Source organism: Neoroseomonas eburnea, assembly GCF_018129005.1.
GTDB classification, from domain to species: Bacteria; Pseudomonadota; Alphaproteobacteria; order Acetobacterales; family Acetobacteraceae; genus Neoroseomonas; species Neoroseomonas eburnea.
The window spans coordinates 82,859-101,786 of sequence record NZ_JAAEDL010000011.1 but is presented as its reverse complement, the minus strand read 5'-3'; the positions used below and the strand labels follow the sequence as shown (position 1 = coordinate 101,786).

Genomic DNA, 18,928 nt, shown 5'->3' with positions numbered 1-18,928 from the left:
TGCGGCCTGACATGACCGACGACCTGCCCAATCCGGCCCTGCTGCCCGCGGGCCTTGCCGACCTGCTGCCGCCCGAGGCCGAGCGCGAGGCCGCGCTGGTGGAGGCGATGATGGCCGTCTTCGCCGCGCATGGGTATGAGCGGGTGAAGCCGCCGCTGCTGGAATTCGAGGACAGCCTGCTCGCGGGCTCCGGCGCGGCGGTGGCCGAGCAGACCTTCCGTCTGATGGACCCGGTCAGCCAGCGCATGATGGGGCTGCGCGCCGACACCACGCCGCAGGTCGCGCGCATCGCCGCGACGCGCCTGGGGCGGGAGGCGCGGCCGCTGCGCCTCTGCTACGCCGGCCAGGTGCTGCGGGTGCGCGGGACGCAGCTCGCGCCCGAACGGCAATTGCCGCAGGCCGGGGTGGAGCTGATCGGCGGCGCCGCGCCGGCGGCGGATGCCGAGGTCGCGACCGTCGCCGTCGAGGCGCTCGCCGTCATCGGCGTCACCGAGGTCAGCCTCGACGTCACTCTGCCGACGATGGTGCCGGCGCTGCTCGAGGCCGCCGGCGCCACGTCGCCGCTGCGCCAGCGCCTGGCGCGCGCGCTCGACCGCAAGGACAGCGCCGCCGTCGCCGCCCTGGTGCAGGACCAAGGCGGCGTGCTCGCCGTGCTGCCCGGCCTGATGGCCGCGGCCGGCCCGGCGGACGGCGCGCTGGCGGCGCTCGAGGAAGCGGCCCTGCCGCCGGCGGCCCGCGCCATCGCCGAGAACGCCGCCGCCGTGCTCGCCGCCATCCGCGCCAGCGCGCCGGGGCTGCGCATCACGCTCGACCCGGTCGAGTTCCGTGGCTTCCGCTACCATACCGGCGTCGCCTTCACCCTCTATGGGCCGGGCATGAGCGGGGAACTTGCCCGCGGCGGGCGCTACCTGTCGCAGAACGAGGAACCGGCGACGGGCATGACGCTTTATCCGGATGCGGTGTTGCGCGCCGCGCCCGCCACCGAGCCGAAGCCGCGGCTGTTCCTGCCGCTCGGCGCCGACGGCGCCGCCTTCCGCGCCCAGGGCTTCGCGACCGTCGCCGCGCTGGCGCCGGAGGACACGCCGCAGCGCCTGCGCTGCACCCATGAACTGAAGGACGGCGCGGCCGTCCCCGTCATGTCGAAGGACTGAACCCATGGCCAATGTCGCCGTGATCGGCGCCCAATGGGGCGACGAGGGCAAGGGCAAGGTGGTGGACTGGCTCGCCAGCCGCGCCGACATCGTGGTGCGCTTCCAGGGCGGCCACAACGCGGGCCACACGCTGGTGGTGGGCAACGAGACCTATAGGCTCTCGCTGCTGCCCTCGGGCGTGGTGCGCGGCAAGCTCGGCGTCATCGGCAACGGCGTGGTGCTCGACCCGCAGGCGCTCCTGTCGGAGATCGAGAAGGTCGCCGCCCAGGGGCTGAAGGTGACGCCGGAGAACCTCCGCATCGCCGAGAACGTGCCGCTGATCCTGCCGCTGCACCCGGCGCTCGACCGCGCGCGCGAGACGGCACGCGGCGAGGACAAGATCGGCACCACCGGCCGTGGAATCGGCCCGGCCTATGAGGACAAGGTGGGGCGGCGCTCGATCCGCCTCTGCGACCTCGCGGAGCCGGAGACGCTGAGCGCGAAGCTCGATGAGCTGCTGCTGCACCACAACTCGCTGCTGCGCGGCCTCGGCGCGCCGGAGTTCAGCAAGAAGGAACTGCTCGACGGCCTGCTCGCCCTGGCGCCGAAGCTGCTGCCTTATGCGGAACCGGTCTGGGAGCGCCTGGACGAGGCGCGCCACAGCGGCAAGCGCGTGCTGTTCGAAGGCGCGCAGGCCGTGATGCTGGACGTGGACCACGGGACCTACCCTTACGTCACCTCCTCCAACACCGTCGCCGGCAATGCGGCGGGCGGCGCGGGCATCGGGCCGGATGCGATCGGCTTCGTGCTCGGCATCGCCAAGGCCTACACCACGCGCGTCGGCTCCGGGCCCTTCCCGTCCGAACTGCATGACGAGACGGGCAAGCTGCTCGGCGAACGCGGACGCGAATTCGGCACCGTCACCGGGCGGCCGCGCCGCTGCGGCTGGTTCGATGCCTGCATGGTGCGCCAGGCTGTGAAGGTCGGCGGCATCCAGGGCCTGGTGCTGACCAAGCTCGACGTGCTGGACGGGCTGCCGGAACTGAAGATCTGCACCGGCTACCGCATCAACGGGGAGACGGTGAAGCGCCTGCCCGCGGCCTTCCGCGCCCAGGCGGCGGCGGAACCGATCTACGAGACGCTGCAGGGCTGGTCGGGCTCGACCAGGGGCGCGCGCTCCTATGCCGAACTTCCGGCTGAAGCGGTGAAGTATGTCCGCCGCATCGAAGAACTGGTGGAGGCGCCGATCGTGCTGCTCTCCACCAGCCCCGAGCGCGACGACACCATCATGATGCGGGATCCCTTCGCGGGGTGAGCGCATCGAAGGGCCGCAGCGCCGCCGGCGCCGGGGCCTGAACCGCTCGCGCCGGATACGGCGCGGGGGCGCCGCCTCCGCACCGGGCCGCCATCGCGGATGCGTCCATCCGCGATGGAATCGCGTGCCGCCGGGGTGGCCGGGCCACCCCGGACCCTGCCAGGAAACCTAGATGGCTCCGCCGCCGCTGCTTCTGCTCACCGACATCCGCCACGGCTTCGGCAGCACCCGGCTGCTGGATGGGGCGACGCTGTCCGTGGCGCCGGGCGAACGGCTCGCCCTGGTGGGTCGGAACGGGTCGGGGAAGTCCACGCTGCTGAAGGTGGCCGCCGGCATCATCGAAGCCGAGGGCGGCACGCGGTTCGTCCAGCCCGGCGCGACCCTGCGCTACCTGGACCAGGAACCGGACCTTTCCGCCTTCCCGGACGTCATGGCCTATGTGCTCGCGGGCCTCGGCCCGGCGGATGACCCGCACCGGGCGCGCTACCTGCTGGAACAGCTCGGCATGACGGGGGCGGAGAAGCCCGCCGCGCTCTCCGGAGGGGAGACGCGGCGCGCGGCACTGGTGCGCGCGCTGGCGCCGTCCCCCGACATCCTGCTGTTGGACGAGCCGACCAACCACCTCGACCTGCCGGCGATCGAATGGCTGGAAGCGGAACTCAACGCCTCCGGCTCCGCGCTGGTGCTGATCAGCCACGACCGGCGCTTCCTCGAACGCCTGTCGCGCGCGATGGTCTGGCTCGACCGCGGCATCACGCGCCGGCTCGAGCGCGGCTTCGCGCATTTCGAGGAATGGCGCGACGAGGTGCTCGAGGAGGAGGAACGCGAGGCCCACAAGCTCGCCCGCAAGATCGTGCGGGAGGAGCATTGGCTGCGCTACGGCGTCACCGCGCGGCGCAAGCGCAATGTCCGCCGGCTGGAGAACCTGCACGCGCTGCGCGCGAAACGCCGCGAACGCGTGACGGCACCCGGCCGCGTCACCATGGCGGCGGCCGAGGCGGCGGGCTCCGGCAACCTCGTGATCGCCGCCGACCGCATCTCGAAGGCCTTTGGCGATCGCGTGGTGGTGCGGGACTTCTCCACGCGCATCATCCGCGGCGATCGCGTCGGCATCGTCGGGCCGAACGGTGCGGGCAAGACGACGCTGCTCAACATGCTGACCGGCGTGCTCGCCCCGGACAGCGGCGAGGTGCGGCTTGGCACGGGGCTCGCGATGGTCGGCCTCGACCAGCGGCGGGCGAGCCTCGATCCCTCCGTCACGCTGTCCGAGGCGCTGACGGAAGGGCGCGGCGACCAGGTGCATGTGAACGGCCAGCCGCGCCACGTCATCGGCTACATGAAGGACTTCCTGTTCACGCCGGAGCAGGCGCGGACGCCGCTTTCGGCGCTCTCTGGCGGGGAGCGCGGCCGACTGATGCTGGCGCGCGCCTTCGCCAGGCCGTCGAACCTGCTGGTGCTGGACGAGCCGACCAACGACCTCGACCTGGAAACGCTCGACCTGCTGCAGGAACTCGTCGCGGACTACGCCGGCACCGTGATCCTGGTCAGCCACGACCGCGACTTCCTGGATCGCACGGTCACCAGCGTGATCGCCTGGGAAGGCGAGGGGCGGTGGCAGGAGTATGCCGGCGGCTATTCCGACATGGTCGCGCAGCGCGGCCATGGCGTGAAGGCACGTGCTGCCGAGGCCGCCGCGAAGCCCGCGGTCGCCGCAGCGAGGGCAGAGCCCGCACCCCGCTCCGCGCCGCCCGCCCGCCGCAAGGGCCTGAATGCGAAGGAACAGCACGAGCTCAGGACGCTACCTGCGCGCATGGAGCAGCTGGCCGCGGAGATCGCGCAACTGGAGGCCAAGGTCGGCGATACCGCCTTCTACGCGCGCGATCCCGCCGGCTTCGCCAGGGCGACGGCGGCCATGGCCACGGCGCAGGCTGCCCTCGCCGCGGCCGAGGAGCGGTGGCTCGAACTGGAGATGCTGCGCGAGGAGGTGGGCTAGAGCGGTTTCCGTTCGCCGTGGCTCACGGCAACCGCTCCAGCCCTTTGTTTTCGCGAGCATCTTTACCCGATCAGCTGATTCCACCTGATCGGGACCTGCTCTAGGTCCCGCCTGCGAAAGGCGCTGGATCTCCGGCGAACGAAGCCGACGGAGAGGGCACTCGAGCAGATGCCGGGCAGGTGGAGTCACCTCGTCAGGGTGAAGATGCTCGAGAAGGCACATGGGCGGAGCGGTTGCAGCGAGCCAGGGCGAACGGATGCCGCACCGGCGTCCTGTCGCCCGGGCCTCAACTGCCCGTCAGCGCCCGGATCCGGACCAGGATCGCCTGCTGGATCAGCGGGCTCGCATCCATGTTGAAGTGGCCGAGGCCCGGTTCGCCGGACAGCTCGATGTTCTCGATCGGTCCGGTGAAGCCGTCGCGTGGCGCAAGCGGCCGCCCGAAGCCGTTGTGCGCCTGGTAGAAATTGGTCACCCGCCGCGGGCCGGGCGCCACCGTGCCGACCAGCACCGGATCGAGGGTGAACAGCGCATCGGTGGCGAGGCTGCGCGTCCACAATTCCCCGCTGACCTCGATCGCCGCGTCGGCGCCGAGCGAATGCCCGCCGATGCACAGCGGCCGGGGCAGGCGGCCCTCCCGGTCGAGACGCACCAGCCGTTCGGCGACATGCTCGGCCGCGAGGTGGCTGTGCACCGAGGCGGAGTAGCTCGCATCGCGCAGGCGGCGCGCGAAATCGTCGAAGCCCGTCGAGATCTCCGCGATGCCGCGGAACAGGACGATACGCGCGCGGGGCGGTCCGGGGAGGGATTCGCCGATCCCGCTCGAACAGCCCGCCAGCGCGGGCGGCAGGAACAGAAGGGCACGGCGGCCGAGCCGGGGCCTGGTCGTCAACGGCATGCTGGTCGTCGGGGCAGTCGTGTGGTCCGTTGCGCCGATGTTATGCCGTCTCCGGCGCGGAAGGCGAGGCCTCCTGCGCCGCCTCACTCCGCCTCGGCCAGCAGGGCGTTCAGGTCGAGCCGCCGCGTCACCATCGCGAGCTTCCCCTTCGCATCCCGCGGCCATTCGGCCTCGGGCCGGTCGCGATAGAGCTCGACGCCGTTGCCGTCCGGGTCACGCAGGTAGAGCGCTTCCGACACGCCGTGGTCCGACGCGCCTTCGAGCGGCCAGCCCGCTTCCAGCAGGCGCTTGAGCGCGACGGCGAGCGCGGCGCGCGAAGGGTAGAGCAGCGCCACGTGGAACAGCCCGGTCGTGCCCGGCGGCGGCCAGGCGCCGTCCTTGCTCTCCCAGGTGTTGAGCGCGATGTGGTGGTGGTAGCCGCCGGCGGAGAGGAACACCGCCTGGTCACCGTAGCGCTGCTGCTCCTCCAGTCCGATCACGTCGCGCCAGAAGCCGAGGGCGCGGCCGAGGTTCGCGACCTTGAGATGGACGTGGCCGATGCGCGTCTCCGGATGGATGGCGGCCTTGGTGCTGGTTTCGTCGAGGACCGCGGACATGGCGGGTGTCTCCTTTTGTCCCCGGCTATCTGGCGTGCTGCGCGCGCGGGTGCCAATGGGATCGCCGGATCATGACCATGGGCGGGGCGTATGACGCGCGCTGAGACGGATGTGCTGGTGCTGGGTTCGGGCGGCGCGGGGCTGGTGGCGGCGCTGGCCGCGGCGGCGCAGGGCCTGTCGGTGACAGTGCTGGAGAAGACCGGCCGGGTGGGAGGCACCACGGCGATGTCGGGCGCCGGCACCTGGATCCCGGCGAACCACCTCGCGGCCGCGGCCGGCATCGCCGACAGCGAGGATGAGGCGCTGGCCTATATCCGCGCCGCCGCGCCGGAGGGCTGGGCGGCGGCCGAGGAGGCGCTGTGGCAGGCCTTCGTCCACGCCGCGCCGGAGATGCTGCGCTTCGTCGAGGCGCGCACCCCGCTGCGCTTCGCCCTGACGCCGGAGCCCGACCCGCTGAGGACGCTGCCGGGGGCGAAGGCGCGCGGACGGATGATGTCGCCCCTGCCGCTGAGCCGCTGGCGGGCGGGGCGCTTCGCCTTCCGCATCCGCAGATCCACCATCCCGGAGATCTTCACCTACCACGAGGCGGTGGAGACGGATCTCTACCACCACCCCTACCGCACGGCGGCCTCGCTCTGGCCGAAGCTGCTGTGGCGGCTGCTGACCAACACGCGGGGGAAGGGGACGGCGCTGATCACCGGGCTGCTGCGCGGCTGCCTGGATCACGGCGTGCAGGTGCATCTTTCCGCGCGGGCGGTGGAGCTGACGCGCGATGCGGATGGCGCGGTGACCGGCGCGGTGGTGGAGCGCGGCGGGCAGCGCGAGACCTGGGTGGCGCGCTCCGGCGTGGTGATCGCGACCGGCGGCTTCGAATGGGATGCCGGGATGCTGGCGGAGCACTTCCCCGGCCCCGTCGACTACCTCGGCAGCCCGAGCGCCAATACCGGCGACGGCCAGCGCATGGCGGCAGAAGCCGGCGCGGCGCTGGCGCGGATGGACCAGGCGACGCTGACGCCCTCGGTGCCCGTGCCCTACGAAGGGCGGCTGCTGGCCCAGCCCGTGCCCTTCCACACCGAGCGCAATGCCATGCTGGTCAACCGCCACGGGCGGCGCTTCGTGAACGAACTGACCTTCAACATCGGCGAGGCGATCGACGCGCGCGACCCCGTGAGCGGTGAGCCGGTCCATCTGCCGGTCTGGGTCATCACCGATATCCGGATGCTGCGCCAGGTGCCGCCGGTGCGCTGGGGCGCGAAGGCCGATCCCGGCTGGATGCGGCAGGCGCCGGATCTGGCCTCGCTCGCCGCGCTGATCGGCGTGCCGCCGGCCAGGCTGGAGGAGAGCGTCGCCCGCTTCAACGCCGCCGCGGCGGCGGGGGAGGACACCGAGTTCGGCCGCCCGGCGAAGGTCACCGCCGGCGCCCCGGCGGACAAGCGGCGGCGCATCGGCATGGAGGCGATCGGCGAGCCGCCTTTCCTCGCCTTTCCGTTCAGCCGCTCCATCCTCGGTACCAAGGGGGGCGCGCGGACCAACGAGCATGGCGAGGTGCTGCGCCCGGACGGCAGCGTCATCCCGGGCCTCTTCGCCTGCGGTGTGGCGATGGCGAACCCGATCGGCACCCGCAATGTCGGCACCGGCACGACGATCGGGCCGAACATGACCTGGGGCTACATCTGCGGCCAGCGCCTGGCGCGGCGGAACCGCGCCGGCTGAACGCCGCATCTCGTACCAGCGGCCGCTCTTCGCGACCGTTGGCATGAGGCTTTTCGCGTCCTCAGGCGCCGGGCGCAAACCTCCGCTTCGCTTGGCTTCGGAGGACGGCCGGCGGGCCGCAGTCGCGGCCTCGGCACGAGTAGAGAACTCGTGCCGCCGGCATCAGGACTGCGCGAAGGCGGCGTCGATCAGCAGGGCGGCGGTGCTGCGCAGCGCGGCGGCGGCGCGGTCCTCGCCGAGGTAGCTGCGGGCGGCGATGGCGCCTTCGATCGCGAGGGAGAGCTGGTCGGCGAGCTGATCCGGGTCGCGCGCCTCGGCGGCGACGGCGAGGTCGCGGATCTGCTGGCGGGCGCCGCGCTTGAAGGTCGCCACCACCTGGTAGGTCGGGTGGCAGGGGTCGCGGAATTCCGCCTGGGCCATCAGCATCGGGCAGCCGCAGACGCCGGGTTCGGCGACCTGCTCGGCCATGGCCTCGACCAGGGCACGGAGGCGCTCGAGCGGCGTGGTCGCATGGGCCATCGCCTCCTCGATCCAGGCATCATGCTCGGCGGCGTCCTCCGCGAGGATCGCCGCGACCAGCGCGTCCTTGCTGGGATAGGCGCGGTAGAGGCTCATCTTCGTCGCATTGGCGACGCGACAGACCTCCTCGATGCCGGTGGCGCGGATGCCCTGGCGCTCGAACAGCTCGCGCGCGGCTTCCTGGATGCGTTCCGCCGCCTTGGGCTTGGCGGCGACTGGCCCGGACATGGTGGCTGGCCCTCCTCGCGCCGTGACGCGGCGCACAAGAATATCACTTGATGATACCGACCGGTCACTCTACATAGCCGGACGAACCGGTCAGTATCAATATCAACATTCGGAGATATGCACATGGCCACCCCCCAGCGCAAGGCCGCCGCACCGACCTCCGCCTTCTGGCCGACATGGCTGGCCCGCGTGCAGGGTGCGACGCTCCGCGCGGCGCTGGCGGCCGGTTCGGCGGTGGCGACGGCACCGGCCCTCGCCCAGCCTGCCGCCGCGCCCCCGCCGGTCACGGTGGCCGCGCCGCTCGCGCGGCCGGTGACGGAATGGCAGGAGCACACGGCGCGGATCGAGCCCTCCGCCAGGGTCGAGTTGCGCGCCCGCGTCTCCGGCCAGGTCGAGCAGGTGCATTTCACCGACGGCGCCATCGTCCGCGCCGGGGACCTGCTGTTCACGCTCGACCAGCGGCCCTTCCGCATCGCGCTGGAGACCGCGCGGGCCGAGGTGGCGCGCAACGAGGCGCGGCTGCTGCTCGCCGAACAGCAGGTCGCCCGTTACGAGCCGCTGGCCGCCAGCCGCATCGCCCCGCAGGCGGAGCTCGATTCCCGCCGCGCCGCGCTGCGCGAGGCCCAAGCCGGCCTCGCCGCCGCCCGGGCCGCGGAACGCCAGGCGGCGCTCGATCTCGAATTCACCGAAATCCGTGCGCCGCGCGCGGGCCGCATCAGCGACCGTCGCGTCGATGCCGGCAACCTGGTGCAGCAGGGCCAGACGCTGCTGACCACCCTGGTCGCGCTCGACCCCGTCTATGTCACCTTCGACGCCAGCGAGGCCGAATACCTCCGTCAGGCCCGCGCGGCGCGGGCCGGGCTGCGCGATGGCAGCCTGCCGGTGCAGCTCCGTCTGCTGGACGAGGCTGAATTCTCCCGCGAGGGCCGGATCGACTTCGTCGACAGCGTCTTCGACAACCGCAGCGGCACCATCCGCGCCCGCGCGGTGGTGCCGAACCCGGACCTCTTCCTGACGCCGGGCACCTTCGCCCGCGTCCGGCTCTCGACCGGCGAGGAACCCGCCCTGCTGGTGCCGGATGCCGCGGTGATGGCCGACCAGGCCGGCCGCATGGTGCTGACCGTCACGGCGGAGGGCACCGTCGCGCCGCGCCAGGTGCGGCTCGGTCCGCTGACGGAGGGGCTGCGCGTCGTGCGCAGCGGCCTGACCCCGCAGGACCGCGTCATCATCGGCGGGCTGCACCGCGCAAGGCCGGGCATGCGCGTGACCGCCGAGCAGGGCCGGATCGGCGCGAGCCCCTTCGCCGAAGCCCGTTAAGGCCACCCCCCCCCCCACGGAACCCCCGCCGGGCGCATGACGCGGCCGGCCACGCCGAAGGCCCGCCCCCGATGCGCCTCGCACGCTTCTTCATCGACCGTCCGGTCTTCGCCGCGGTCATCTCCATCGCGATCACGCTGGTGGGCGCGATCGCGGCCTTCCGCCTGCCGATCTCGGAGTATCCGGAGATCGCCCCGCCCAGCGTGACGATCACCGCGCTCTATCCCGGCGCCTCGGCCGAAACGATCGCCGAGACCGTCGCCGGCCCGATCGAGCAGGAGGTGAACGGCGTGGACGGCATGCTCTACGTCACCTCCCAATCCACCGGCGACGGGCGGCTGACCGTGACCGTGGTGTTCCGCCAGGGCGTGGACGGCGACCAGGCGCAGGTGCTGGTGCAGAACCGCGTCGCGGTGGCCGAGCCGCGTCTGCCGGAGGAGGTCCGCCGCCTCGGCATCACCGTGCGCAAGGCGAGCCCGGACTTCCTGATGGTGGTGCACATCATCTCGCCGGACGGCAGCCGCGACCATGAATACATCTCCAACTACGCGACGCTGAACATCAAGGACCGGCTCGCGCGCATCGACGGCGTCGGCGACGCGCAGGTGTTCGGCGCGCGCGACTATGCGATGCGCGTGTGGCTCGACCCGGACCGCATCGCCGCGCGCGGCCTGACCGCCGGCGAGGTGGTGGATGCGCTGCGCCGCGCCAATGTGCAGGTCGCGGCCGGCGCGCTCGGCCAGGCGCCGCGCGCCGAGACCGCCGGGGCCTTCGAACTGTCGGTGCTGACCCAGGGCCGCCTGGCGACGCCCGAGGAGTTCGGCGAGCAGATCATCGCCACCGGCGAGCACGGCGCGCCGTTGCGCCTGCGCGATGTCGCGCGCATCGAGATCGGCGCGGCGGACTACACGGTGAACGCACTGCTGAACAATCGGCTAGCCACCGCCATCGCCGTCTTCCAGCGGCCGGGCAGCAATGCGCTGCAGACCGCGGCCGCCGTGCGCGCCGCCATGGAGGAGGCGGCGCGGTCCTTCCCGCCCGGGATCGGCTACAGCATCGTCTACGACCCGACGCGCTTCATCGCCCAGAGCATGGAAGCGGTGCTGCACACCTTCGTCGAGGCGATCCTGCTCGTCGTCTTCGTCGTCATCCTCTTCCTGCAGAACTGGCGCGCGGCGATCATCCCGCTGGCAGCCATCCCGGTGTCGATCATCGGCACCTTCGCGATCCTGCTCGCCCTCGGCTTCACGCTGAACACGCTGACCATGTTCGGCCTGATCCTCGCCATCGGCATCGTGGTCGACGACGCCATCGTGGTGGTGGAGAATGCGGAGCGGCACATGGCCGCCGGCCTTTCGCCGCTGGAGGCCGCGCGGAAGACGATGGACGAGGTCGGCTTCGCGCTGATCGCGATCGCCCTGGTGCTGGTCGCGGTCTTCGTGCCGACCGCCTTCATCACCGGCATCTCCGGCGCCTTCTACAAGCAGTTCGCGGTGACGATCTCGGTCGCGACGCTGCTCTCGGCGCTGGTGTCGCTGACGCTGTCGCCGGCGCTGGCGGCGATCCTGCTCAAGCCCCATGCGCACCTTGAAGGACCCGGGCCGCTGCTGCTGCGGCCCTTCGGCGCCTTCGCGCGGGGGTTCAACTGGCTGTTCGACAGGCTCTCCATCGGCTACGGCGCGCTGACGCGGCGGCTGATCCGCATCCCCGTGCTGCTGCTGCTGATCTATGGCGGGCTGCTGGCCGCGACCGGCTGGACCGTCACGAGCACGCCGACGGGGCTGATCCCGCCGCTCGACCGCGGCTATTTCATCGCCGCCTTCCAGTTGCCGCCGGGGGCGAACCTGTCCCGCACCGATGCGGTGATCCGCCGCGCCTCGGAGGCCATCCTGGCGACGCCGGGCGTCGAGAGCGCGGTCGCCTTCGTCGGCTTCGACGGCGCGACCTTCACCAACGCGCCCAATGCCGGCGTGGTCTTCGCGACGCTCAAGCCGTTCGAGGAGCGGGCCGAGCATCACCTGACCACCGGGGGCATCCTGGCCGACCTGCAGGGCCGGCTGATGGGCGACCCGGACGCGATGGTCTTCGTGCTGGCGCCGCCCTCGGTGCCCGGCATCGGCACCGGCGGCGGCTTCAAGCTGATGATCCAGGACCGCGCCGGGCGCGGCCCGCGGGAGATGGAGGCCGCGCTGCATGCGGTGATGGGCGCGGCCAATCAGACCCCCGGCATCGCCTTCGCGTTCAGCCTGTTCAACACGGCGACACCGCAGGTCCGCACCGAGATCGACCGCGCCCGGGCGGAGATGCTCGGCGTGCCGGTCAGCCGGGTGCACGAGGCGATGGGCGTCTATCTCGGCTCCGCCTTCGTCAACGATTTCAACCTGCTCGGCCGAACCTGGCGTGTCACTGCCCAGGCCGATGCGCAATACCGTACGGGGGCGGAGGACATCGCCCGGCTGCGCACCCGCAGCGATGCCGGGGCGATGGTGCCGCTCGGCAGCCTCGCGACCTTCCGGGAGACCTCCGGCCCCTACCGCATGCCGCGCTACAACCTCTTCCCGGCGGTGGAACTTCAGGGCGCGGCGCTGCCGGGTGTCTCGACCGGCCAGGCCATCGCCATCATGGAACGTGTGCTGGCCGAGAACCTGCCCGAGGGCTTCGGCTACGAATGGACCGAGATCGCGCTCCAGGAGAAGCTGGTCGGCAATACCGCGCCGATCGCCTTCGGCCTCGCAGTCGTCTTCGTCTTCCTGGTGCTGGCGGCGATGTACGAAAGCTGGCTGCTGCCGCTCGCCATCGTGCTGATCGCGCCGATGTCGGTGCTGGCGGCGCTGATGGGCGTCCGCTACGCCGGCCTCGACAACAACGTGCTGGTGCAGGTGGGGCTGGTGGTGCTGGTCGGCCTCGCGGCCAAGAACGCCATCCTGATCGTCGAATTCGCCCGCGCGGCGGAGGAGGAAGGAGCATCGCGCTGGGATGCGGCGGTCGCCGCCGCACGAACCCGGCTGCGGCCGATCCTGATGACGAGCCTCGCCTTCATCCTCGGCGTGCTGCCGCTGACCGTCGCGACCGGGGCGGGGGCAGAGATGCGCCAGAGCCTCGGCACCGCGGTGTTCTACGGCATGCTGGGGGTGACGATCTTCGGCCTGCTCTTCACGCCGGTCTTCTACGTCGTCGCGCGCGCCATGGCGCGCCGGGGGAAGGCCAGGGAGGCCGAGCCGCAAGCGACCGCCGCAGCCTCGGCCCGATCCTCGGCGGCCTGATGCCGCCGAGCGCCGCCGGCGACCTCGTTGCCGGCGGGTGATCGGGTCGGGCAGGCGGGATCGGGATGGCGGGCATGCGCAAAGCAGCGGCGCCCCGGCCGGGGCGGCCGAGAGGCGCGGTCGGCATGACCGGACGGATCGGTAAGGCCCGGTCGCGACGCGGGGCTTGGCTCGCGCCGGGGTCGCGGCGAACGGAGACCCGGTCCAGGCCGCAGCGGCCGGCAGCCCCGTCGCTGCGCCTTCATCCGCCGCGCCGGCGCCGGCTGCCGCCGACGCCCCAGCCGCTGCGCTGGATCCGACGCCGGACGACCTCGACTTCGATCCCCTGGGCGTCGCCCAGCACGCCGAGCAGCCTGTCGAGGGCGGAGGGCGGAATGGCGATGCCGCCCGCACTGCCCTTTTCCTTCGCCACGAGGCCATGCAGCAGGATCGGCGCGCCGTCGGCGACGGGTGCGAGGACCATCGCCGTCGGGCCGATGGCCTGCCGCAGCCGGTCATCGAGGGCGGCGTCGCCGCTGCCTGGCAGTGCCGCGGCGGTGTCCGCGACGCCGAGGACGCGATACGTCCCGGTCGCGACGGGGCTGCCCGGGCGGCCGGCCTCGCGGTCCGGATTGCCGAGCAGGCGCGCCATCGCCGGAGGGGCGCTCCATTCCGCCCGGACCGGGCCGAAGACGACGGCATCGCCGCGCTGGACGGTCAGGCGCGGCGTTTCCTCCCCGGCCGGGACGGTCACGAGCAGCCGCGGCGAGGCTCCGCCGCCACCCGGCCGGTCCGCCCTGCGCAGCACACGCCAGGCCAGGACCGGCATGGCCAGCCCGGCCAGGAGGAAGAGGACCGCGAGCATCATGGCGCCGCCGGGGCCGGCTTGCCGGCCGGAGGCGGCGTGGCGGACGGGCGCGTGGCCGGGGAGGCCGGCAGCGACGGGACGGCGCGCAGGCGGTCGGCCGCCTCGATCTGGATCTGCGTGGTGCGGGCAGACGGGGTGGCGCTCGCCGCAGGCACCCAGATGCGCATGGCGGCGGGCCGCGCGGTTGGCGGTGCGGCGGCCGCGCGCGCCGCCGCGGCGACGAAGGCGCGGTCGATCTCGGCCTGGTTCCATCGGTTCAGCGCCAAGAGCAGCCCGCCGAGGAACACCAGCGCGGCACCGCCGAGCAGGTAGAGGCGGGCATGGGTGACAGCCGTCTTCATCGGGCTGCGCCTCCGGCCGCGGCAAGCCGCGCGGCGAGCGCCTCCGCCTCGCCGGCCGCCGAGGCATCCCGGGCGGCGAGTGAAGCGATGACGCGCGGCAGGTCGCGCCCGAGGGCCTCGCGGGTTTCCCGCGCCATGGCCGCCGGGCCGAGGGCGGCGGCGAGCAGCGCCCGGGCGGCGTCCTTCTCGCGTGCGGGCCAAGCTTCGGCCGCGCGGCCGAGATCGGCCAGCATGGCCGGGACCATCGCGGCCTGCAGCGCCGCGCGTGCCGGTTCGGCGAGCGGGGCGCGCCCGGCGGGCCGCTGCGCGACCGCGCCGCCGCTCAGCAGCCACGCGTCGAGGCGCCGGCCGAAGCTGCCCGACAGCAGGCCGCCAAGCCCGCCGCCGAGCACCGGCGCGACCAGCAGGGCGACCCAGTAGAGCGCGCCCGCCGGAGGCACGAGCAGGCCGACCGCCAGCATGGCGAGGCCCGCCCCGTACATCACCAGCACGGCCCGCCGCTGGCCGTTCTCCAGCACCGTCGGCGCCGCATCGGGAAGGGAGGCGTGGCGCTGCGCGTCCGACATGGTTCAGCCCCCCGAGGAATAGGCGCGGCCGGTCGAACCGAAGCCGGCGCGCGTGATGGTGGAGGTCGGTCGCGACACCGTCGAACCGCCGACGCGGGTCGAACCTGGGCCGGAATAGGTGCCCATCCGGTTCGCCGCCCCGAGCCGGCGCGACGAGCTGTCCCAGGCCAGCAACGGGCCGGTGCCGGAGGCGGGGCGGTAGGCGGCGGTGGGCTGGCGGTCGGCGGTCCAGGTCCAGCCCTGGTAGCGCGGCCCGATGCCGCTGCCGTAGCTCCTGCTCCAGCCATTGTTGTAGCCCACCCACCAGGAAGGCCTGGAGGAGGATCCGCCGCCCGTGCCCGCCGTGCCGCTGCCGGTTCCGCTGGTGGCGGCAGCGGCCGCCGCGGCGGCTGCGGGCAGGGCGAGATCGGCGAATTCGGCCTCGACGCAACTCGACCAGTTGTCCCGGCAGACAGCTTCGGAGGCGTAGCGGTTGGCGAGGCGCGGCGTGACCGTCTCGCAGCGCTGCCACACCTCCGTGCAGGCAGCCTCGTCCGGGTAGATCGGCACCAGGCGGTAGTAGGCGAGGCTCGCCCCGGCCGGCATCCGCCCCCGCTCCGGCTGCTCCGGCGCCGCGACGGGCTGCGGCGGCGGCAGGGAGGCGACGCCCCCGGTCGCCGGCGCGCTCGCTTCGGAGAGGCGCCAGAACTGGCCGTCCCGCGCCTGCAGCACGGGCGCGAAACCCAGGCCGCCGGTCTGCGACCATCCGGCGGGCACCGGCCGCCAGCCGGAGCCGGTGGCGAGCGGCACGTCGCCCTCGCAGGCATTGGGTCCGAACTGCGCCTGGCATTCGGCAAAGGTCCGGAACTGCGGGCGGGTCTCGGCGTGCTCGCGCTCGATCGCCTGTTCCAGCGCATCGCAGCGGGCCGGGTCCTCGCCGAGGCGCCGGTGGGCGGCGCGGCAGGCATCGAGCCGTGCGGCAGCCTGGCCGGGCAGGTCCGGCGGTGGCGCCTCGTCGCAGCCCACGGCACCGAGCCCGAGGGTGACGAGGGCCGCCGCCCGCACCGTGCGGGACCTGCGGCGGGACGGCGGGGCCGGGCCCTGCGGCATCAGCCGGCCTCAGCCCGACATGCAGGCATTGTTCAGGATGCCCGCGCCGATCTGCATGAAGGCGATGAAGACGGCGGCGCCGCCGACCTTGTCGGCCTCGATCTCCTCCCGCAGCCGCCCGGTGAGCAGGGTGGAGAGCAGCAGATGCGCGCCGAGCTGGACCGCCACCGCGACGACGCACCAGATGATCTGGTCGAGCGGCCCCGCCGCCGAGCGTGCCACCGCGGCGATCGGCAGCACCATGCCGATCGCCTTGCCGCCGAACACGATCGCCGTGGGCAGGTTGCCGGCGCGCAGCAGCGTCAGTTCCGAATGCGGCGTGATCAGGGAGACCACGACCAGCCCGGCGATCCAGAACACCGCACCGAGCGCGAAGGCGACGAGGAAACTCAGGAAGGTCGAGGGGAAGATGGCGAGGACATCGGCGGTGGTCATGCGGCGTTTCCCCGGATGCTCGCGCGGTCAGTCGCGCAGGATGTGCGGAACGAAGCGCGCCGAGACCCCGGTGACGGGCCCGAGCGATTCGCGGAAGGACAGGCCGGCGGCCTCGCCGCCGACCATCCAGACGGAGACGGCGGCGTGCACCTCCCCGCGCGGCGAGGCGAAGACCGGCAGCGGGCAATGCGCCTGGTACAGCAGGGGCCCGACCTCGTTCTCCGGCACCTCGCCGATCGGCTGGCCGGGCAGGTAGACATGCTCGCCATCCCAGCCCCGGCGCGGCTTGGCGACCATCGCCCCCTCGGCCGGGCGGTCGAGGAAGGTCGGCAGCAGGTTCGGCGTGCCGGGGAACATGTGCCAGAGCAGCGCCATCATCGTCTTGTCGGCGAGCAGCCGCGTCCAGGCCCCGGGCAGGATGCGGGTGCGGCTCTGCGGCAGCACCTCCGCATTGGCCTCCTCCTCCATCCAGGCCCAGGGGTAGATCTTGATCAGCGTGTCGAGCAACTCGTCGCGGTCGTCGGCGAAGCGCCGCGCATCGATGTCCCAGCCGACCGCGCCGATGGCGCAGATGCGCAGGCGGCTGCCCTGTTCCTGCGCGATCTCGGCGAGGAATTCGGCGTCGAAGCGTTCGGTGGTGTCGGCCGGGCCGCCGTTGACCGCGACCTCCCCGCCGCAGGCGACCGCGGCGGGGCCGCGCAGGGCGAGCCTGCGGAAATGCTCGCCGAGATCCTCGTAGATGAGGTTCTCCTGGGAATCGGAGGATTGGCCCGAGGCCGCCTGCCAGGCCTCGAACCATTCCCACTGCACGAAGGACGCCTCGGCGAGGCCGAAGGGCGAATCCGCCTCGTAGTCCAGCAGCATCGGCGTGCCGTCGGGCGCGAAGGAGAAGTCCATGCGTCCGTAGAGCGGCGAATCCTGCGCCCGCCAGGACCGCGCGATGGCGGAGCGCATCGCCGGGGCGTTGATGCCGAAATGGCCGTAGTCGCCGCTCTTCACCAGGGCATCGACCGCCTGGAGGCAGCGGGCATGTATGCCCTCGGCGGCCGTGAGCAGCGCATCGGCGCTGCGCGCGGTGATCAGGTAGGCGGCCTCGGTCTCCCAATAGGGCAGGCCGTCCGGCGCCGGCACGTCGAGGCCCAGGCTGCGGAGGCGCTCGCGGAAAGGGCCAGGCGTCTCCACCGGGATGCGTCGGAAGGGTGGGGTGGTCACGCCTGCGCCCTACAGCACCACATGCGGCACGAAGCGGTCTTCCAGCGTCGTCACGAGCTCGTCGCCCTCCCGGATACCGAGGCCGCAGGGATCGTCGCCGACCACCCACACGCCCATGACCGGATAGGCGACGCCCGACGGTGTCGCGTGGCCCGGCAATGGCGCCCATTGTTGCCAGATCGTAGGGGATGGAGGCAAACCCTCGGCGATGTCGGTGGAGGCATCCTCGGCGACGCCCTCCACGCGCATGCCGTGACCTTCCAGCCCGAGCGCCGGCTTGCCGATCGCCGGACCGTCGATCGCCGCGCGGTCGAGCGAGGCGGGCAGCAGCAGCGGATGCCCCGGGAACATCGACCACAGCTCGGCGAGGATCGCCTTGTTGGCGTGCAGCATGCGGCGTGCCGGCTCGATCCAGCGGGTGCGGCCGAGCGGCAGCAGCCGCCCGCCCTCCTCGGCATCCAGCCAGTCCCAGGGGTAGAGCTTGAAACAGGCTTCGATCGGCCGGCCCGAGGGCTCGACGAAGCCGGTCTCCTGCTGCCAGGAGATGTCGTCGACCGGCAGGAAGGCGGTTTCGTGGCCGGCGGCGCCGGCGGTCGCCATCAGGTAGGCGACCTGCGCGATCTCGTCCCCGCGGTCGCGCTCGGCGGCGAAGTGGATCCGGCGGGGCAGGCCCATCGCCGGCCAGCGCGCGACCAGCGCGTCGTCGATCGCATTCCACTGGTCATCGCCGGGCCGCGTGGCCGGGCCGGCGGGCGTCTCCTCGAACCAGGCGAGCTGGACGACGGCGGCCTCGAGCAGCGCCGCCGGCGTCTCGGCATTGAATTCGAACAGCTTGACCCCGCCGTCCGGCGACAGGCGGAAATCGAAGCGGCCATAGAGGGAGGGTTCGGCGGCGCGGTAGGACGCCTCGACCAGGGCGACGAGGCGCGGGGTGAAGCCGAAGGCACGGTAGTCGCCGCGGCGGACCACGGATTCGACCGCGGCCTCGATCATCGGCAGGAGTTCCCGTGCCGCCGCCTGCAGCGCCTCGATGGCCTCGGGCGTGAGGACGTAGCAGGCGTCGCGCGCCCAGTATTCGCGCTCGTCGGGCGAGTGGAAGGTGAAGCCCAGCGCCTCGGCGCGCCGCGGGAAGGCATCGTCGCGCACCAGGACGCGGCGCTCGATGGCCGGCACGGGCAGCGCGCCTATTCCGCCCGGATGCCGAGGGCGCGGACTGCCGGTTCCCTGAGGTCGATCTCCTCCCGCACGTGCGGCGCGAAGCGGCTGGGCGCACGCCCGCGCATCGCCGGGGTGCCCTGGGCGAGCGTGGGGCGGGCGAAGGGCATCGCGAGGCCGGCGGCGATCATGAGGCGGCGACGAAGGCGGGTCATGGCGGTCCTGCTAGCCGGATGAGGCGCAGAGTGGGGCGGATTCCGCCTGTGGAAAAGTCTTGGCTTGCCAGGGGGATGGCGCCGCGGAATCATGAACGA

17 protein-coding genes are annotated in these 18,928 nt (G+C 72.8%); 6 read left to right on the top strand and 11 right to left on the bottom strand.

The window, feature by feature from the left end:
• Nucleotides 1-11 precede the first annotated feature (11 nt).
• From GXW74_RS12925 to GXW74_RS12915, 3 genes are all read left to right on the top strand, one after another.
• Nucleotides 12-1,151 carry an ATP phosphoribosyltransferase regulatory subunit gene (locus GXW74_RS12925; RefSeq protein ID WP_211846925.1) on the top strand — a complete coding sequence of 380 codons (1,140 nt, stop codon included), beginning with the start codon at nt 12-14 and terminating at the stop codon, nt 1,149-1,151.
• A gap of 4 nt (nt 1,152-1,155) precedes the next feature.
• The gene (locus GXW74_RS12920; protein ID WP_211846924.1) at nt 1,156-2,445 is read left to right on the top strand and encodes an adenylosuccinate synthase; all 1,290 of its coding nucleotides are present in this window, start codon (nt 1,156-1,158) and stop codon (nt 2,443-2,445) included.
• A 172-nt stretch (nt 2,446-2,617) separates the two neighbouring features.
• The gene (locus GXW74_RS12915; RefSeq protein WP_211846923.1) at nt 2,618-4,438 is read left to right on the top strand and encodes an ABC-F family ATP-binding cassette domain-containing protein; all 1,821 of its coding nucleotides are present in this window, start codon (nt 2,618-2,620) and stop codon (nt 4,436-4,438) included.
• 286 nt (nt 4,439-4,724) lie between these two features.
• On the opposite strand, the gene GXW74_RS12910 is transcribed toward GXW74_RS12915, so the two are convergent.
• Together GXW74_RS12910 and GXW74_RS12905 are read right to left on the bottom strand one after the other, a co-directional pair.
• Entirely contained in the window at nt 4,725-5,327 is a 603-nt protein-coding gene (locus GXW74_RS12910; protein ID WP_211846922.1) for a hypothetical protein, read from the bottom strand.
• Between the two features lie 89 nt (nt 5,328-5,416).
• Entirely contained in the window at nt 5,417-5,929 is a 513-nt protein-coding gene (locus tag GXW74_RS12905; protein ID WP_211846921.1) for a VOC family protein, read from the bottom strand.
• A 90-nt stretch (nt 5,930-6,019) separates the two neighbouring features.
• On the opposite strand from GXW74_RS12905, the gene GXW74_RS12900 reads away from it, so the two are divergent.
• Nucleotides 6,020-7,642, top strand: coding sequence for an FAD-dependent oxidoreductase (locus GXW74_RS12900; RefSeq protein WP_211846920.1), 1,623 nt, complete (start codon nt 6,020-6,022; stop codon nt 7,640-7,642).
• Nucleotides 7,643-7,804: 162 nt separating this feature from the next.
• Here GXW74_RS12900 and GXW74_RS12895 read toward each other — a convergent pair whose 3' ends face one another.
• On the bottom strand, nt 7,805-8,389 hold the full coding sequence (locus GXW74_RS12895) for a TetR/AcrR family transcriptional regulator (protein ID WP_211846919.1): 585 nt from the start codon (nt 8,387-8,389) through the stop codon (nt 7,805-7,807).
• A 123-nt stretch (nt 8,390-8,512) separates the two neighbouring features.
• Between GXW74_RS12895 and GXW74_RS12890 the strand changes: the two genes are divergently transcribed.
• A complete protein-coding gene (locus GXW74_RS12890; RefSeq protein ID WP_211846918.1) occupies nt 8,513-9,706 on the top strand; it encodes an efflux RND transporter periplasmic adaptor subunit in 1,194 nt (397 codons plus the stop codon).
• Between the two features lie 71 nt (nt 9,707-9,777).
• On the top strand, nt 9,778-12,969 hold the full coding sequence (locus GXW74_RS12885) for an efflux RND transporter permease subunit (protein WP_211846917.1): 3,192 nt from the start codon (nt 9,778-9,780) through the stop codon (nt 12,967-12,969).
• Between the two features lie 241 nt (nt 12,970-13,210).
• On the opposite strand, the gene GXW74_RS12880 is transcribed toward GXW74_RS12885, so the two are convergent.
• From GXW74_RS12880 to GXW74_RS12845, 8 genes are read right to left on the bottom strand one after another with little or no spacing between them, the layout of a single operon-like run.
• A complete protein-coding gene (locus GXW74_RS12880) occupies nt 13,211-13,816 on the bottom strand; it encodes a hypothetical protein (protein WP_211846916.1) in 606 nt (201 codons plus the stop codon).
• Entirely contained in the window at nt 13,813-14,157 is a 345-nt protein-coding gene (locus GXW74_RS12875) for a hypothetical protein (RefSeq protein WP_211846915.1), read from the bottom strand. Before GXW74_RS12875 ends, GXW74_RS12880 begins: the two co-directional genes overlap by 4 nt.
• Complete coding sequence (locus GXW74_RS12870; protein WP_211846914.1) at nt 14,154-14,723, bottom strand: hypothetical protein; 570 nt, start codon at nt 14,721-14,723, stop codon at nt 14,154-14,156. Before GXW74_RS12870 ends, GXW74_RS12875 begins: the two co-directional genes overlap by 4 nt.
• 3 nt (nt 14,724-14,726) lie before the next feature.
• Nucleotides 14,727-15,812, bottom strand: a complete 1,086-nt coding sequence (locus GXW74_RS12865) for a DUF1190 domain-containing protein (RefSeq protein ID WP_211846913.1) — start codon at nt 15,810-15,812, stop codon at nt 14,727-14,729.
• Between the two features lie 9 nt (nt 15,813-15,821).
• Nucleotides 15,822-16,247, bottom strand: a complete 426-nt coding sequence (locus GXW74_RS12860; RefSeq protein ID WP_211846912.1) for a DUF350 domain-containing protein — start codon at nt 16,245-16,247, stop codon at nt 15,822-15,824.
• 27 nt (nt 16,248-16,274) lie between these two features.
• The gene (locus GXW74_RS12855) at nt 16,275-17,459 is read right to left on the bottom strand and encodes a glutathionylspermidine synthase family protein (RefSeq protein WP_211846911.1); all 1,185 of its coding nucleotides are present in this window, start codon (nt 17,457-17,459) and stop codon (nt 16,275-16,277) included.
• A 9-nt stretch (nt 17,460-17,468) separates the two neighbouring features.
• Complete coding sequence (locus GXW74_RS12850) at nt 17,469-18,632, bottom strand: glutathionylspermidine synthase family protein (RefSeq protein ID WP_338148224.1); 1,164 nt, start codon at nt 18,630-18,632, stop codon at nt 17,469-17,471.
• An 11-nt stretch (nt 18,633-18,643) separates the two neighbouring features.
• Nucleotides 18,644-18,829: a hypothetical protein gene (locus tag GXW74_RS12845; protein WP_211846910.1), complete on the bottom strand. Its 186-nt coding sequence runs from the start codon at nt 18,827-18,829 to the stop codon at nt 18,644-18,646.
• Nucleotides 18,830-18,928 lie beyond the last annotated feature (99 nt).